This is a genomic window from Streptomyces sp. NPDC049541 (genome assembly GCF_044465725.1).
Classification (GTDB): Bacteria; Actinomycetota; Actinomycetes; order Streptomycetales; family Streptomycetaceae; genus Streptomyces.
This window is the reverse complement of sequence record NZ_JBITLY010000006.1, coordinates 425,499-440,862: the sequence shown is the minus strand read 5'-3', so window position 1 is coordinate 440,862 and position 15,364 is coordinate 425,499. Positions and strand designations below refer to the sequence as shown.

The window sequence follows — 15,364 nt, the reverse complement described above, 5'->3', positions numbered from 1 at the left end:
ATACTGAAACCGTTTGCGCACAGCGCTGTCTGCTTCTACTCGTAGGAACCTCCCATGTCCACCTCGGCCCCCGCCAAGGTCCCCACCCCCGAACAGTCGGGGAAGGCGCCTGTCTCCGGCGCCCTCGACCGCTACTTCAAGATCTCCGAGCGGGGCAGCACCCTGCCGCGCGAGATCCGCGGCGGCTTCGCCACCTTCTTTGCGATGGCCTACATCATCGTGCTGAACCCGATCATCCTGGGCAGCGCGAAGGACATGTACGGGCACCAGCTCGACAACGGCCAGCTGGTCACGGCGACGGCCGTGACAGCGGCGTTCGCCACCCTCCTGATGGGCGTCGTCGGCAACGTGCCGATCGCACTCGCCGCCGGTCTCGGTGTGAACTCGGTTGTCGCGCTCCAGCTCGCTCCCCGGATGTCCTGGCCGGACGCCATGGGCATGGTGGTCCTGGCCGGCTTCGTCGTGATGCTCCTGGTGGCCACCGGACTGCGCGAGCGCGTCATGAACGCCGTTCCCTACAGCCTGCGCAAGGCGATCTCCATCGGCATCGGCTTGTTCATCATGCTGATCGGCCTGGTCGACTCGGGCTTCGTCTCCCGGATCCCGGACGTCGCCCAGACCACCGTCCCGCTCCAGCTCGGCAGCACCGGACACCTCAACGGCTGGCCCGTCCTGGTCTTCATCATGGGCGCGCTGCTCACCCTCGCGCTCATTGTGCGCAAGGTCTCCGGCGCGATCCTGATCTCCATCGTGACGATGACGGTCCTCGCGGTGATCATCAACGCCGTCGCGAAGATCCCGACCTGGGGCCTCACGACGCCCAAGTGGCCCGGAAACCCGGTCGCCACCCCGGACTTCGGTCTGATCGGAAAGGTCAGCCTGTTCGGCGGCTTCTCGCACGTCGGTGTGCTGACCGGCATCCTCTTCGTCTTCACCGTGCTGTTGTCGTGCTTCTTCGACGCGATGGGCACGATCATGGGCGTCAGCGACGAGGCCAAGCTGACCGACGCCCAGGGCTATATGCCGGGCATCAACAAGGTCCTGTTCGTCGACGGCCTCGCGGTCGCGACCGGCGGTGCCAGCTCCTCCTCGGCCACCACCGCGTTCGTGGAGTCCACGGCGGGCGTCGGCGAGGGCGCCCGTACGGGCTTCGCGAACGTCGTCACCGGCGGTCTGTTCACCCTCGCCCTGTTCCTGACCCCGGTCGCCACGATGGTCCCCTCCCAGGCGGCCACCCCGGCCCTGCTCGCGGTGGGCTTCCTGATCCTGGCCGGTTCCGTCAAGGAGATCGACTGGGCCGACTACACGATCGCCATCCCGGCCTTCGTGACGATGGTGATGATGCCGTTCACCTACTCGATCACCAACGGCATCGGCATGGGCTTCATCACCTTCGCGGTGCTGCGCCTCGCGGCCGGCCGGGGCCGGGAGGTCCCGGTGGCGATGTACGTCGTCGCGGCGGTGTTCGGCTTCTACTACCTGATGCCCGCGCTCGGTCTCACGTGACGCCGTAGAACCTCTCGGTCTCACGTGACGCCGTAGAACCTCTCGGTCTCCTCCACGGCGGACTGGAAGCGCTCGTCGAAGTCATCGCGAATGAGCGTCCGGACGACATAGTCCTGGACGCTCATTCCTCTTTTGGCCGCGTGATGCCGGAGCCGTTCGAGCAGTTCTCCGTCTATCCGCAGGCTGAGCACACTGGTCCCCATGCCTACGAGGGTCGCGGCACGCTTCGGCGTGGTGTGTCACGTTCCGCGTCTCGACCACCCAAATGAGTGATGTTCCGGTTCAGTGGCGCGTGTCACGGGCATTCGGTGCGTCGCGCCTGGTCTTTAGCCAGAGTAATGAGTTACGCTAAAGAACATGTCGGACCTCAGCCATGGCGACGATGCTGCCGCCGTGAACTCCCTGCGATCAGCTGTCATGCGGCTGTCCCGTCGACTCAAGCACCAGCGGGTCGACGAGTCGCTCAGCCCCACCGAGATGTCGGTGCTGGGCACCCTCTCCAACTGCGGTAGCGCCACACCTGGCGAACTCGCCCGCAAGGAGCATGTGCAGCCGCCGTCGATGACCCGCATCGTCGCGCTGCTCGAGGCCAAGGGCCTGGTCCGGCTGGAGCCGCACCCCGAGGACCGGCGCCAGAAGGTCGTCACCAAGACCGAACAGGCCGAGGCCATGCTCGCGGAGAGCCGCGCCAAGCGGAACGCGTTCCTGGCCAGCCTGGTCGACGGCCTCGACGAGGACGAGTGGGCGAAACTCCGCGCCGCCGCCCCCGTGCTGGAGAAGCTCGCACACCTGTAAGCCGACAAAGAGGAGGCGAACCCTTTTGAGTACGGGACCCGGAGCAGCTTCCGCCCCCGCACCGGCACCTACTACCCCCGCTTCACCCCCGCTGTCCCGCAAGTCCTCGATGTTCAGCTCGCTGAAGGTCAGGAACTACCGCCTGTTCTTCATGGGCCAGGTCGTCTCCAACATAGGCACCTGGATGCAGCGCATCGCCCAGGACTGGCTGGTCCTGAGCCTCACCGGCTCCGCCACGGCCGTCGGCGTCACGACGGCCCTGCAGTTCCTGCCGATGCTGTTCCTCGGCCTCTACGGCGGGGTCCTGGTCGACCGCCTGCCCAGGCGCGGCACGCTGCTCGTCACGCAGACCTCGATGGCCGTCACCGGTATCGCGCTCGCCGCGCTCACCCTCTCCGGTCACGTCCAGGTCTGGCACGTGTACCTCGCCGCCTTCGCGGTGGGTCTCGCGACGGTCGTCGACAACCCGGCCCGCCAGTCCTTCGTCTCCGAGATGGTCGGCCCGGACCAGCTGCAGAACGCGGTCAGCCTCAACTCCGCCAACTTCCAGTCCGCCCGGCTGGTCGGTCCCGCCGTGGCCGGCCTGATGATCACCGGTGTGGGCACCGGCTGGGCGTTCCTCTTCAACGGCCTGTCCTTCGTCGCCCCGCTCGCCGGCCTGCTGCTGATGCGGGCGCGCGAGCTGCACGTCGTCGAGCGGGCTCCGCGCGGAAAGGGCCAGCTGCGGGAGGGGCTCCACTATGTCGCCGGGCGCCCCGACCTGATCTGGACGATCGTCCTCGTCGGGTTCATCGGCACCTTCGGCTTCAACTTCCCGGTCTACCTCTCGGCCTTCGCGGACGACGTCTTCCACGCGGGCGCCGGCTCCTACAGCCTCTTCAACACGCTGATGGCGGTCGGTTCACTGGCGGGCGCCCTGCTCGCCGCCCGGCGCGGCACCGCCCGGATGCGCGTCCTGATCGCGGCGGCGGTGGCCTTCGGCGCGATGGAGATCGTGGCCGCGACCGCCCCCTCGCTGTGGCTGTTCACCCTGCTGATGGCCCCGATCGGCATGTTCGGCATGACGGTCAACGTCACCGCCAACACCAGCATCCAGATGGCCACCGATCCGGCCATGCGCGGCCGGGTGATGGCCCTCTACATGATGGTCTTCCTCGGCGGATCCCCGATCGGCGCACCCATCGCCGGGTGGATCACGGATGCGTACGGCGTCCGGGCGGGCCTGGCCGTGGGCGGCGCGATCGCCACGGCGGCGGCCGTCACCATCGGTGTGATCCTGGCCAGGGTCGGCGGCCTGCGGCTGTCGGTCGGCTGGAACCGCGGCCACCCGCATGTGCGGTTCGTGCCACGGGAGCGGCGGGAGGAGCTGGCCGCGGCAGCGTGATGCGGGCCGGGTCAGTCGCGGGGGAACTCGTCGGTCTTGAGGACCAGGCCTACCGGAGTGCCGGTCAGGTCGATGTCTTCCCCGAAGGAGAAGCTGACGTCGCTGTGGTACTTGCCGTCCTTCGGCAGGGTGTGCAGGTGCCACTCGCCGGTGTACGGGTCCACGATCAGGTACACCGGCACTTCTGCTGCGGCGTAGGTGTCCTTCTTCGGACCGTAGTCGTTGCCCGCCGTGTCCTTGGAGATGACCTCGGCCACGAATTCGACGTCCTGATAGCGCCAACGGCCCTTGCCGTCCTTGACCGACCGCTCGGCCATCGCCGCCAGGTCGCAGGCGAAGCCGTTCAGATGCCCGGGGAAGTCGATCCGCACGTCCGATGCCAACCGCTTCTGCGAGTACTTGGCGTCCAACTGCTTCGCGATAGCGAAGATGATCTCCCAGTGGTTCTGCCGCTGCGGTGACATGAAGATGTTCCCCCCGACGATCTCGATCTTCGTACCCTCGGGGATGGGCATCTTCTCAAGGCACTCGAACAGGACGTCCAGCGTCAGCTCGCCGCACTCCTCGGCCATCTCGATCCTGTCGTCAAGGACGGTCATCGTGGCGCTCCTCCCCGGCTGCCGCTCGGTCACGGACAGCCGCGCAGTACAACGATACGCACGGTGACCAGGACACGCCCGGCTGACGGCACGGTGTGCAGACTGGCCTCATGAGACTCTTCGCCGCCGTGCTGCCCCCCGAGGGGGTCGTCGACGAACTCGCCACTGAGGTGGCGGAATGGAAGAAGCTGCCGCGAGCGGAGGCGCTTCGCTGGACGGCCCGGGAAGGGTGGCACTTCACGCTCGCCTTCTACGGCGAGGTCGACGACGGCCTCGTACCGGAGCTGTCGGCCCGGCTGGAGCGGACGGCACGGCGATCCGAGCCCTTCGAGCTGGCCCTGCGGGGCGGTGGCCAGTTCGGGCACGGGCGGGCGCTGTGGGTGGGCGCGGAGGGGGAACTGCCGGCCCTGCGGCTGCTCGCCGACCGTGCGGAGGCCGCGGCGCGGAAGGCGGGGGTGGCGATGGGGGAGCACCGGCGGTACAAGGCGCATCTGACGGTGGCGCGGAGCCGGGACGCGGTGGACGTACGGCCGTATGTCGCCGCCCTCGGGGAGTTCACCAGCCGTACCTGGACGGTGGGGGAGCTGGTGCTGGTGCGGAGCAGGCTGCCGAGGTCCGGGGTGCCGGGGGAGCAGCCGCGTTACGAGGCGGTCGCCCGTTGGGGGCTCGGGGGCGCCGGTTAGGCTCGATGCGTGGACCCGAAGACCCGGAACCGGATCATGGCCGGTGCGCTCGTTCTTTTGCTGGTGGTTGTGGCGGTGGCGGCGGCCGTCAGGTAGCCAGGCGGGGAACTGCGCGTTCGTTGCGGGGTGCGGGCCGTATGTGGCTTGTCGCGCCCACGCGGCGGAGCCGCATATCGAATGCAGCCCCGCCGCCCCGGTCGGGGTGTTGCCGGTGCTACCAGGCGAAGGCCTCCGGGGACGGCCCAGGCCCCGGGAAGACCTCGTCCAGGCCCGCGAGGAGCTCGTCGCTCAGTTCCAGCTCCGCCGCCCTGATCGCCGACTCCAGCTGCTCGGCCGTGCGCGGGCCCACGATCGGGCCGGTGACGCCGGGGCGGGTCAGGAGCCAGGCCAGGGCTGCCTCGCCCGGTTCCACGCCGTGCTTGTCGAGCAGGTCCTCGTACGCCTGGATCTGCGCGCGCATGGTGGTGTTGGCGAGGGCGTCCGCGGCCCGGCCGCTCGCCCGGCGCCCGCCCTCGACCTCCTTCTTGATCACACCGCCCAGCAGGCCGCCGTGCAGCGGTGACCACGGGATGACCCCGAGGCCGTACTCCTGCGCGGCCGGGATGACCTCCATCTCGGCGCGGCGCTCGGCCAGGTTGTAGAGGCACTGCTCGCTGACGAGACCGATGGTGCCGCCGCGGCGGGCGGCGATCTCGTTGGCCTGGGCGATCTTGTAGCCGGGGAAGTTCGAGGACCCGACGTAGAGGATCTTGCCCTGCTGGACCAGGACGTCGATCGCCTGCCAGATCTCCTCGAAGGGGGTGCGGCGGTCGACGTGGTGGAACTGGTAGACGTCGATGTGGCCGGTCTGCAGCCGCTTCAGGCTGGCGTCGACCGCGCGCCGGATGTTCAGCGCGGAGAGCTTGTCGTGGTTGGGCCAGGCCTCGCCGTCGGCGGCCATGTTGCCGTACACCTTGGTGGCGAGGACGACCTTGTCCCGGTGGGCCGCGCTCTTGGCGAACCAGTTGCCGATGATCTCTTCTGTACGGCCCTTGTTCTCGCCCCAGCCGTACACGTTGGCGGTGTCGAAGAAGTTGATGCCGGCGTCCAGCGCCGCGTCCATGATCGCGTGGCTGTCGGCCTCGTCGGTCTGCGGTCCGAAGTTCATGGTGCCGAGCACCAGTCGGCTGACCTTGAGTCCCGTGCGTCCGAGCTGCGTGTACTCCATGACCACCCAGCCAACGGCGTGGAGTGCGCTCTAAGCAAGGGAACTCGGGGGTACTCGGAGATCTTGACGCTAACTGAAGGTTAGTGCTTTCCTGTGGGAAGCGTGAGCTTGAAGTTTCAACATATCTCCAGGAGAGCCACATGCCCCCCACCTCCCCTGTCCGCCGCGCCCTGGTCGCGTTCGCCGCATCCGCCGCCGTGCTGGGTGCCGCGGCCGTTCCGGCCGCCGCGGCGCCGCACTCCGCGTCCGCTGGTCCCGTCGGTCACGGCGATTCCGCCCGCCTCGGCTACCAGAAGGCCGTCGCCGCCCGTGTCCTCAAGGGGGTGTTCGAGCGCGGGGACACCGCGGTCGTGGACCGTTTCGTACGGCCGGACTACATCCAGCACAACCCGCTGGCGCCGGACGGTGCACAGACGCTGAAGAGCCTGGCCGTCTCGGTGCACCAGCAGTTCCCCGATGCCGAGTACGGCATCAAGCGGGTGATCTCCGAGGGAGACCTCGTCCTGGTGCACTCGAACGTCGTGCTGACCCCGGGCACGCCGGGCTCCGCCGTCTTCGACATCTTCCGCTTCCAGGGCGGGGAGATCGCCGAGCACTGGGATGTGGGGCAGTCGGTGCCGGACAAGTCGGTCAACGGCAACAACATGTTCTCGACCGTGAGCTGGCCGCGGACCGAGCAGCCGGGGCCGGGCTTTCTCACCGCGTGCAACAAGAAGCTGGTGACGGCCGCGTTCGACCAACTCCTGGTGCAGAAGGACCTGTCGGCGATCGACCGGTACTGGGGACCCGAGTACGACCAGCACAACCCGAACATCGCGGACGGCGTGGCCGGCGTGAAGTCGGGGCTGGGCGCCTATTTCAAGCAGTTCCCGCAGCTGACCGTCACGCCGAAGCGGGTCATCGCCGAGGGTGACCTGGTCGCCGTCCACAGCCACTACGTGAGCGCGCCGGGGGAGCGGGGCCAGGCGGTCGTGGATCTGTTCCGGGTGCGGGCCGGGAGGATCGTGGAGCACTGGGACGTGATCCAGGACGTGCCGGCCGCTTCGGCGAACGACAACGGGATGTTCTAGGCGGCCGGTCGACCGCCCGGTCGGGCGCCACGCCTCGGGCGCCCGACCAGGCCTGCGCCGGCGGCCCGGTAGGACGCGGTGCACCCTCCGGGTCGTCCAACCGGAAGCCACCGGCCTTGGTCAACTCCGTCAACTCCGGTGCGGACGGGCCGCCTTGGTGGGCTCGAGGGTGTGTGGTGGATGATCTCCATACGACCGGATTCTCTCAGCCGGATCTTTCCTGTGCGAGAAGAATTCAAAAGACAAACTGCTGGATTACAAACGCTCTAGTCGATGTTTTCGTCGAATTGGCCTCACTCGTTTGCCGCGCATCCGGAGGAGGGGACGCGGCGTTAGCGGAATATGGCGAAAGCAAGGTTCCTTAACCCGTACCGTTCCGGAGCGACCGCGGAGGATCTGCCCCCCGCCCGTGCGGTGACAGTGGGGCGCTACACCTTCACGCCCGCCGCGGCGTACTCGGCGGCCGACGCGTGCGGCACCTTGCACGGGGACGGTGGGCGCATCGAACTGCAGGTCACCGGGACCATCTTCAGCGAGTTCCTGGGAATCCTGGACACGGCTCAGGAGGAACTCGGGCGGCGGTGGAACGATCAGGGACGGTCCGGCTGCCACGCGGTTACATGACGGGGGCGGACCTCTATGAACGACGAATACCTGGATCTTTCCTTCACCCCGCACGAACGGTATCCCGGTGACTACCCCACCGGGCTGGCCACCGGCCGCCACCGGGGTCCCGCAGAGGACATGTACGCCACCGGCCCCCTGGTGGAGGGCTGGGACCCGGTCGAGGAACTCACGTCCCTCCTGCAGAACGCCGTGACGGCGGAGCAGTCGGGCACCGTGTCGCCGCCGCCGCGTCGAGAGCCGCCGCCGTCCGACCTCGACTTCACGGGCGAGTCGATGGACAACCTGGCGAGGATCACCGCCGAGTTGCCCCCCATCAGGCGCCGTACCGTCCGGCACCGGAAAGTGCGGTTCCGGCTGCGCTTCCGCTTCGGGTGGCTGCAGACCGTCAGCTTTCTGATCGCCGCGCTCGCCGCCGTGATCGTTTCGATGGTGAGCGTGTTCGGCGGCATGGTGGCCTACGCACCTCTGCGGCACGTCGCGTCGGCCACGCAGGGCGGGATACTGACCTGGTGGCCGCTTCTGGTCTACGGCCCCTGGATGGTGGCCTCGCTCTCCATCCTGCGCAGCGCCCTCCACCAACGCAGGGCCGTGCACTCCTGGTTCGTCGTTCTGCTCTTCTCCTTCCTTGCGATGTCACTCTGCGTGGCCGAGGCCGACAGGAGTTTCACCGGTATCGCCGCGGCGGCCCTGCCGACGCTCGCGTCCCTGGCCTGCTTCCAGCAACTGGTCCGCCAGATCACGCTGACCCGGCCGCCACGCAGGAACATCTCCCGCCACCGTCATCGCCAGACGCCCGCAAGTGCCAAGTCCCCTGCGTCCAAGAGCGGTTCGGCCGCTTCGAAGCCGCGCCCCACCGGTGGCGGCACGGCCTCCCGAAGCTGAACAGGGATCAGGCCGGCTTCCGGTCGGCCTCCCGCGCCGCACGCTCCACCCGGTCCCGGTGGCTCTCCCACCAGGCCGCGTCGTCCGACGGCATGCTGTCGTTGCCCTGGTTCATCCCCACCGCGCCGTCCGTGAGTTCGCGGAGGATGTCGGCGTGCCCGGCGTGCCGGTGCGTGTCGGCGATCACGCGCACCACGACGTGATGCAAGGTCACCTCGTCCCTGTCGGCGGGCCACCACGGCACCCTGCCGACCGTGTCCAGCGGCAGCGCGTCGATCGTCGCGTCCGCGTGCGCCCACACCCGGCGGTAGAGGTCCACGATGTACTCGCGCGACTCGTCGGCGGTGGCCCACATGTCCGCGTTGGTTTCACCGCCCGCTGCCATCCAGGGCAGCGGCCCGCCGGACCACGGCCGCCCGAAGGTGTCGCCGAGGTAGCCCAGCTCCACGCCGGTCGCGTGCTTCACCAGGCCCAGGAGGTTGGTGCCGGTCGGTGTGCGCGGGCGGCGGATGTCGTACTCCGAGAGCCCTTCGAGCTTCCAGAGCAGGGCGTCGCGGGCGGACTGCAGATAGAAGTGGAGGTCGGCCTTGGCGTCAGGGGCTGGGGAGGTCATGGGGGCAGTCTGCCGTCGGCGCGATCTTTCTTCACCGGCTTTTCCCACTGGCTTTCCGCCGTGCGCGGGAGGGTGCCGGGTTCAGTCGCGGGGGAAGTCGTCGGTCTTGAGGGTGAGGTCGACGATGGTGCCGGTGAGGTCGATGTCGGTGCCGAAGTCCACGGACGTCCGTACGGCGTAGTCGCCGTCCTTGGGGTCGGTGTAGACGTGGCACCGCCCCTGATAGGGATCGGCGATGACGTAGACGGGGACCTCGGCGACCGCGTACGCCGTCTTCTTGGGGCCGTAGTCGTTGGCGGCGGTTCCCTTCGAGATGACCTCGGCGACGAACTCGACGTCCTGGTACCGCCAGTGGCCCTTGTCGTCCTTCCGCGCCGCGTCACTGAGCTTGGCGAGGCCGGGGCAGAAGCCGTTCTCAAAGCCCGGGAAGTCGATGCGCACGTCGGAGAACACCCTGGTCTTCCTCCCGAAGCGCTCCACGAAGGACAAGAGGATCTCGCGGATGATTTCCCAGTGAGTGTCCCGCTGTGGCGTCATGTGGACGTTGCCCCCGACGATCTCGACCCTGAATCCTTCGGGGACGGGCATACGCTCAAGGCGCTCGAACCACTCGTCCAAGCGCTTGGTGTTGGCGTCGGCGTCGGCCATCTCGATCCTGTCTTCAAGGACGGTCATCGTGGCGCTCCTCCCCGGCTGCCCCACGGACGAGCACAGCCGCGCAGTACAACGATACGCACGGTGACCGGGACACGCACGGATCAAGTCACCTTGTTCGAGCCATGTACGTTTCCCCCAGGTCCCACGCCTGATACATCGCCTCCGCGAACGCCTCCGCCAGCCGGTGCTCACCGCTCGCGTTGGGATGCGTACCGTCGTACGTGTCCAAGTGGATGTCGTACGACTCCGGCACCGACGCGAGCAGCAGCGGTGAGGACGGCTCGTCCAGGTCGGCGATCGTCTTCGCCAGCAGTTCGTTGAAACGGGTCACCTCCGCCGCGAACGGCGGGTCCGACTCCGCCCGTACGTTCGGGATCACCGGCAGCATCACCATCCGCACCCGCGGGTTCGCCTCCCGCGCCGCCGCAACGAACGCCCGCACGTTCTCCGCCGTCTGCTCCGCGTTCGTGTAGAAGCCCAGGTCGATCAGGCCGAGGGAGACCAGCAGGACGTCCGCGCGGCAGGAGCGCACCGCCTCGCCGATCAGCGGCGCCATGTGCAGCCAGCCCTCGCCCCAGCCCGCCAGATGGGCGCGCGGGAAGTCGGGGTCGGCGTACTCGTACGAGACCGGCGCGTCCGCCGCCTTGTCGTAGAGCGTCTCGCGCGGGCCGACCAGGGCGAACGGGCCGCCGTACGTCTCGCGCAGGTGCTCCCACATCCGGTAGCGCCATGTGTGTTCGCCCGCGCTTCCGATCGTCATGGAGTCGCCGACCGGCATGAACCTGAGCATCCGCTCATGATGGACGATCGGGGAGGGTTCAGGGAGGGACCAATGGGACGGGTGGGGTGTGAGGCCTGCCACGCGCCCCTGCCCGGCCCCCGCCCCGCGCCCCGCCCGTGAACACCGGGCCGGGATGGCAGGCTTGGGGACATGCGCCGACCGTTCGCTCTCCTCGCCGGGGTCCTTCTCGTGGGCGCCTTCGCCGTGCCCGCATCCGCCGCCGACGGCGACGGCAAGGGTGACCAGGGGTTCACCATCAAGGACTCGCGCATCACCGAGTCCAGCGGCCTCGCCGCCTCCCGTCTGCACCCCGGCATCTACTGGACCCACAACGACAGCGACGACGGCCCGTACATCTACGCCGTAAACAGCGGTACCGGGAGGACGGTCGCCCGCGTCACCCTCAGCGGAATCGGTTCACCCCGTGATGTCGAGGCGATCTCCATCGGCCCCGGCAACCAGATCTACGTCGGCGACATCGGCGACAACCTCGGCGGCAAGTGGCCGTATGTGTGGATCTACCGGCTGCCCGAGCCGAAGAAACTGGTCGACCAGACCGTGCGGGCCACGCAGTACGTGGTGAAGTACTCGGACGGGGCACGCAACGCCGAGTCGCTCGTCGTCGACCCGAAGACCGGGCGCGCCTACATCATCGACAAGAACGAGAACGGCGGGCACCTGTACGAGGGGCCGGCCAGGCTCTCCGCCTCCGGCACGAACTACTTCAGGCCCGTCGCCACCGTCGACCTCTGGGCCACCGACGCCGCCATCTCCCCGGACGGCAAGCAGCTCGCCGTGCGCGGCTACTTCGGCGGGATCTACTACGACTGGAACGGCGGCAGGATCAAACGCAAGGGGCGGCTGAACGTTCCGCTGCAGGGGCAGGGCGAGTCCATCACCTACTCCGTCGACGGCACCAAGCTCCTGTACGGCAGTGAGGGCGCCGACAGCTCCGTGCAGGCGCAGGACGCGCCGGGCGGGAGCGGGGGTTCCAAGTCGCCCTCCGCGAGCGGGAGTTCCAGTGCCTCGGGCGGGAGCAGTGGCGGTGTGGGCGGGAATCTCAAGGTCGGTGCGCTCGCCGTCGCCGTCGCGGCAGCGGTGGTCTTCGGAATCCGGCGGCTGCTGCGCCGCTGACCGACGTCGTAGAGCTTGACGTGTTCATGTGGCATGGCTTCCATGGAGGTGCCGGGTTGTGGGAGCGCTCCCACTCGTTTCGGGCCCGCGCCTCCCGAGAGGAAGCAGCAACATGTTCCGCAGCCTGCGAAGAGCGCTGTGCGCCGTTGCCGCGGCGCTCCTGTTACCGCTGGGGCTCGGTGCCTCCACCGCACACGCGGCCGCCGCCCCCGGCGCCGGCTACTGGCACACCAGCGGCCGCCAGATCCTCGACGCGGCCGGGCAGCCGGTCCGGATCGCCGGGATCAACTGGTTCGGCTTCGAGACCGGCAACCACGTCGTCCACGGCCTCTGGTCCCGCGACTACAAGTCCATGATCGACCAGATGAAGTCGCTGGGGTACAACACCATCCGGCTGCCCTACAGCGACGACATCTTCAAGTCGTCCACCGTCCCCAACAGCATCGACTTCAGCAGCGGCAAGAACGCCGATCTGCAGGGGCTCAGCTCCCTCCAGGTCATGGACAAGCTGGTGGCGTACGCCGGTCAGGACGGCCTCAAGGTCATCCTCGACCGGCACCGGCCGGACTCGGGCGGACAGTCGGCGCTCTGGTACACGGCGGCAGTCCCCGAGTCGACATGGATCGCCGATCTGAAGGCGCTCGCGGCCCGCTACAAGGGCCAGGACACGGTCATCGGCATCGACCTGCACAACGAGCCCCACGATCCGGCCTGCTGGGGCTGCGGCGACACGGCCACCGACTGGCGGCTGGCTGCCGAGCGGGCCGGCAACGCGGTGCTCTCCGTCAACCCCGACCTGCTGATCTTCGTCGAGGGCGTGCAGACCTACGCCGGGGTGTCGGGGTGGTGGGGCGGCAACCTGATGGGCGTCGGCCAGTACCCGGTCCGGCTCGACGTGGCGAACCGGGTCGTGTACTCCGCCCACGACTACGCGACCAGCGTGGCCCAGCAGCCCTGGTTCAGCGATCCGGCGTTCCCCGCCAACATGCCGGGCGTCTGGGACAAGTACTGGGGCTACATCTTCAAGCAGAACATCGCGCCGGTGTGGGTGGGCGAGTTCGGTACGACGCTGGCCTCGACCGTCGACCAGAAGTGGCTGGCGGCGCTGGTGAGCTATCTGCGGCCGACGTCGACGTACGGGGCCGACTCCTTCCACTGGACGTTCTGGTCGTGGAACCCCAACTCCGGTGACACGGGCGGGATCCTGAAGGACGACTGGACGACCGTGGACACGGTGAAGGACGGCTATCTGGCGAGCGTCAAGGCGCCGTTGTTCCCGAGCGGAGGCACCGGCGGCGGTGGGGGCGGAGGCGGGGGTGGCGGGAGCACGGCCGCCTGCAGTGCCGTCTACACCGTCAGCAGCGACTGGGGGAGCGGGTTCAACGCCGAGGTGAAGGTGACCAACACCGGGAGCAGCTCGATCAGTTCGTGGAAGGTGAGCTGGACCTGGAACGGGTCGCAGCAGGTCACCACCATGTGGAACGCCTCGTACACGCAGACCGGTTCCACGGTCACCGCCGTGAACGCCGCGCACAACGGGAGTGTCCCGGCGGGGAGTTCGGTGAGCCTCGGGTTCGGGGGCGCACCGGGGGGCGGAGGTGTGCCGAGCGTGAGCTGCACGGCTGCCTGAGGTCTTGGCCCCTTCCAGGGCTGGTGACAGGGGCGCTCGGTGTGTGCCGAGTGCCCCCAGGTCACAGGAGGTTCAAATTTTTCCCTCAGGTGTTTCTTGTCTTCGCGCTTCTTCGAAAAAATCCGGCCAGGATCGTGAACCTTTCGGTCCGTCCCAACCCCCCATGTGCTGAGAGAAGTTCATGAAGAGAAGCGCAGCTGTGCTGTGCGGTACGGCCGTCGTCCTGGCCGGCACGGTCACCGCCGTTCCCGCCGAGGCCAGTCCGTCGTCCGCCGCGAACGCCTTCGCCACGGCGAAGGTCACCTGGAAGAAGTGCGGCACGGACGACTACCCGACCCTCCAGTGCGGGTCGGTGCAGGTGCCACTCGACTACGCCAGGCCGCAGGGACGGAAGATAACCCTGGCCCTGTCACGCGTTCCGCACACCGCTCGCACGTACCAGGGCCCGCTGCTGGTCAACCCCGGCGGCCCCGGCGGCAGCGGCCTCACCCTCGCCGGCTTCGTCGCGTCCTCGCTGCCCAAGTCGGTCGCGGCCCAGTACGACGTCATCGGCTTCGACCCGCGCGGTGTCGGCAAGAGCAAGCCCGCCCTCGACTGCAAGCCCGGCTACTTCAACCCCGTCCGCCCGGCGAGCGTCCCCAGCACCCCGGCCATCGAGAAGGCCAACCTGGAGCGCGCCAAGTCCTTCGCCGCCGCCTGCGGCAGGAAGTACGCGGACGTCCTGCCGTACATCAACACGATCAGCGCCGTGAAGGACATGGACTCGATCCGCAAGTCCCTCGGCGCCAAGAAGATCAACTACTTCGGCTACTCGTACGGCACCTACCTGGGCCAGGTCTACGCCAAGCTCTTCCCGCACCAGGTGCGCCGGCTGGTCCTGGACTCGATCGTCAACCCCGATGGGGTCTGGTACGACGACAACATCGGCCAGGACTACGCCTTCGACGCCCGCCACAAGGCCCTGATGGCGTGGATCGCCAAGTACAACAGCACATACAAGCTCGGTACCGACCCGGCCGCGATCGAGGCCAAGTGGTACGCGATGCAGGCCGAGCTCGCCAAGAACCCGGCCGGCGGCAAGGTGGGCGCCGCCGAACTGGAGGACACCTTCCTGCCGGGCGGCTACTACAACGGCTACTGGCCCTACCTGGCCCAGGCGTTCGCCGCGTACGTCAACGACCACAACTCCGCGCCGCTGGTCCAGGACTACGAGAAATTCGCCGCGATCGACGCCTCCGGCGACAACGGCTACAGCATCTACGCCGCCGTGCAGTGCCGGGACGTGGCCTGGCCACGTGACTGGAAGCAGTGGGAGAAGGACAACTGGGCGGTGTACGCCAAGGCGCCGTTCAACGCCTGGAACAACGCCTGGTACAACGCGCCGTGCGCCTTCTGGCCCACGAAGTCGCTGAAGCCGGTGAACGTCGCCAACTCCCAGCTGCCGCCGGTGCTGCTGTTCCAGGCGACCAACGACGCGGCCACTCCGTACGTGGGCGGTGTCACCGTCCACCGCCTGCTCAAGAACTCCAGCCTGGTCGTCGAGCAGGGCGGCGGCAACCACGGCATCTCGCTGAGCGGCAACGCCTGCCTGGACAAGTACCTGGCGAAGTACCTGACCGACGGCACGGTGCCGCGCGGTCACGGCACGGCCGACGCGGTCTGCCAGAAGACCGCCGACCCGAAGCCGCTGAGCACGGCGGGGTCCACGCTGTCCGCGCTGACCTCGCAGCAGCCGGCGACCGCACCGCGCGGTGACGCCCTGCACGGGATGCTCGGCTTCCGCGGCTGACCGGCAC

General features: G+C 68.3%; 16 protein-coding genes. 10 read left to right on the top strand and 6 right to left on the bottom strand.

Annotated elements, in window-relative coordinates; all coding sequences use genetic code 11:
- Positions 1–54: 54 nt before the first annotated feature.
- Positions 55–1,506, top strand: a complete 1,452-nt coding sequence (locus ACIBW9_RS24510; protein ID WP_398958361.1) for an NCS2 family permease — start codon at positions 55–57, stop codon at positions 1,504–1,506.
- A 20-nt stretch (positions 1,507–1,526) separates the two neighbouring features.
- Here ACIBW9_RS24510 and ACIBW9_RS24505 read toward each other — a convergent pair whose 3' ends face one another.
- Complete coding sequence (locus tag ACIBW9_RS24505; protein ID WP_115907461.1) at positions 1,527–1,709, bottom strand: ribbon-helix-helix protein, CopG family; 183 nt, start codon at positions 1,707–1,709, stop codon at positions 1,527–1,529.
- Between the two features lie 154 nt (positions 1,710–1,863).
- On the opposite strand from ACIBW9_RS24505, the gene ACIBW9_RS24500 reads away from it, so the two are divergent.
- Both ACIBW9_RS24500 and ACIBW9_RS24495 read left to right on the top strand, forming a co-directional pair.
- Positions 1,864–2,301, top strand: a complete 438-nt coding sequence (locus ACIBW9_RS24500) for a MarR family transcriptional regulator (RefSeq protein WP_099929673.1) — start codon at positions 1,864–1,866, stop codon at positions 2,299–2,301.
- Between the two features lie 109 nt (positions 2,302–2,410).
- Positions 2,411–3,685 carry an MFS transporter gene (locus ACIBW9_RS24495; protein ID WP_398958358.1) on the top strand — a complete coding sequence of 425 codons (1,275 nt, stop codon included), beginning with the start codon at positions 2,411–2,413 and terminating at the stop codon, positions 3,683–3,685.
- Positions 3,686–3,696: 11 nt separating this feature from the next.
- Here the strand turns inward: ACIBW9_RS24495 and ACIBW9_RS24490 are convergent, their stop codons facing one another.
- Positions 3,697–4,284, bottom strand: a complete 588-nt coding sequence (locus ACIBW9_RS24490) for a Uma2 family endonuclease (protein ID WP_398958356.1) — start codon at positions 4,282–4,284, stop codon at positions 3,697–3,699.
- Positions 4,285–4,394: 110 nt separating this feature from the next.
- Between ACIBW9_RS24490 and thpR the strand changes: the two genes are divergently transcribed.
- Positions 4,395–4,967 carry an RNA 2',3'-cyclic phosphodiesterase gene (thpR, locus tag ACIBW9_RS24485; RefSeq protein WP_398958355.1) on the top strand — a complete coding sequence of 191 codons (573 nt, stop codon included), beginning with the start codon at positions 4,395–4,397 and terminating at the stop codon, positions 4,965–4,967.
- Positions 4,968–5,181: 214 nt separating this feature from the next.
- On the opposite strand, the gene ACIBW9_RS24480 is transcribed toward thpR, so the two are convergent.
- Positions 5,182–6,174 carry an aldo/keto reductase gene (locus tag ACIBW9_RS24480; RefSeq protein WP_398958353.1) on the bottom strand — a complete coding sequence of 331 codons (993 nt, stop codon included), beginning with the start codon at positions 6,172–6,174 and terminating at the stop codon, positions 5,182–5,184.
- Positions 6,175–6,314: 140 nt separating this feature from the next.
- On the opposite strand from ACIBW9_RS24480, the gene ACIBW9_RS24475 reads away from it, so the two are divergent.
- The 3 genes from ACIBW9_RS24475 to ACIBW9_RS24465 all read left to right on the top strand — a co-directional run bounded on the left by ACIBW9_RS24475 (position 6,315) and on the right by ACIBW9_RS24465 (position 8,753).
- Positions 6,315–7,244, top strand: coding sequence for a nuclear transport factor 2 family protein (locus ACIBW9_RS24475; RefSeq protein ID WP_398958351.1), 930 nt, complete (start codon positions 6,315–6,317; stop codon positions 7,242–7,244).
- A gap of 414 nt (positions 7,245–7,658) precedes the next feature.
- Positions 7,659–7,868 (top strand): hypothetical protein, encoded by a 210-nt coding sequence (locus ACIBW9_RS24470; RefSeq protein ID WP_115907466.1) that lies wholly within the window; start codon positions 7,659–7,661, stop codon positions 7,866–7,868.
- 15 nt (positions 7,869–7,883) lie between these two features.
- Positions 7,884–8,753, top strand: a complete 870-nt coding sequence (locus tag ACIBW9_RS24465; protein WP_398958349.1) for a DUF2637 domain-containing protein — start codon at positions 7,884–7,886, stop codon at positions 8,751–8,753.
- A 7-nt stretch (positions 8,754–8,760) separates the two neighbouring features.
- On the opposite strand, the gene ACIBW9_RS24460 is transcribed toward ACIBW9_RS24465, so the two are convergent.
- The 3 genes from ACIBW9_RS24460 to ACIBW9_RS24450 form a co-directional block, all read right to left on the bottom strand.
- Positions 8,761–9,366 (bottom strand): DinB family protein, encoded by a 606-nt coding sequence (locus tag ACIBW9_RS24460; RefSeq protein WP_398958347.1) that lies wholly within the window; start codon positions 9,364–9,366, stop codon positions 8,761–8,763.
- Positions 9,367–9,447: 81 nt separating this feature from the next.
- Positions 9,448–10,041 (bottom strand): Uma2 family endonuclease, encoded by a 594-nt coding sequence (locus tag ACIBW9_RS24455; protein ID WP_398958345.1) that lies wholly within the window; start codon positions 10,039–10,041, stop codon positions 9,448–9,450.
- Between the two features lie 88 nt (positions 10,042–10,129).
- Complete coding sequence (locus tag ACIBW9_RS24450; RefSeq protein WP_398958344.1) at positions 10,130–10,813, bottom strand: SGNH/GDSL hydrolase family protein; 684 nt, start codon at positions 10,811–10,813, stop codon at positions 10,130–10,132.
- Positions 10,814–10,954: 141 nt separating this feature from the next.
- Here ACIBW9_RS24450 and ACIBW9_RS24445 point away from each other — a divergent pair, with 141 nt between their 5' ends.
- From ACIBW9_RS24445 to ACIBW9_RS24435, 3 genes are all read left to right on the top strand, one after another.
- On the top strand, positions 10,955–11,938 hold the full coding sequence (locus tag ACIBW9_RS24445) for a WD40 repeat domain-containing protein (protein WP_398958343.1): 984 nt from the start codon (positions 10,955–10,957) through the stop codon (positions 11,936–11,938).
- 112 nt (positions 11,939–12,050) lie between these two features.
- Positions 12,051–13,568, top strand: coding sequence for a cellulase family glycosylhydrolase (locus ACIBW9_RS24440; protein ID WP_398958341.1), 1,518 nt, complete (start codon positions 12,051–12,053; stop codon positions 13,566–13,568).
- Positions 13,569–13,749: 181 nt separating this feature from the next.
- A complete protein-coding gene (locus ACIBW9_RS24435; protein ID WP_398958340.1) occupies positions 13,750–15,357 on the top strand; it encodes an alpha/beta hydrolase in 1,608 nt (535 codons plus the stop codon).
- Positions 15,358–15,364: the final 7 nt, after the last annotated feature.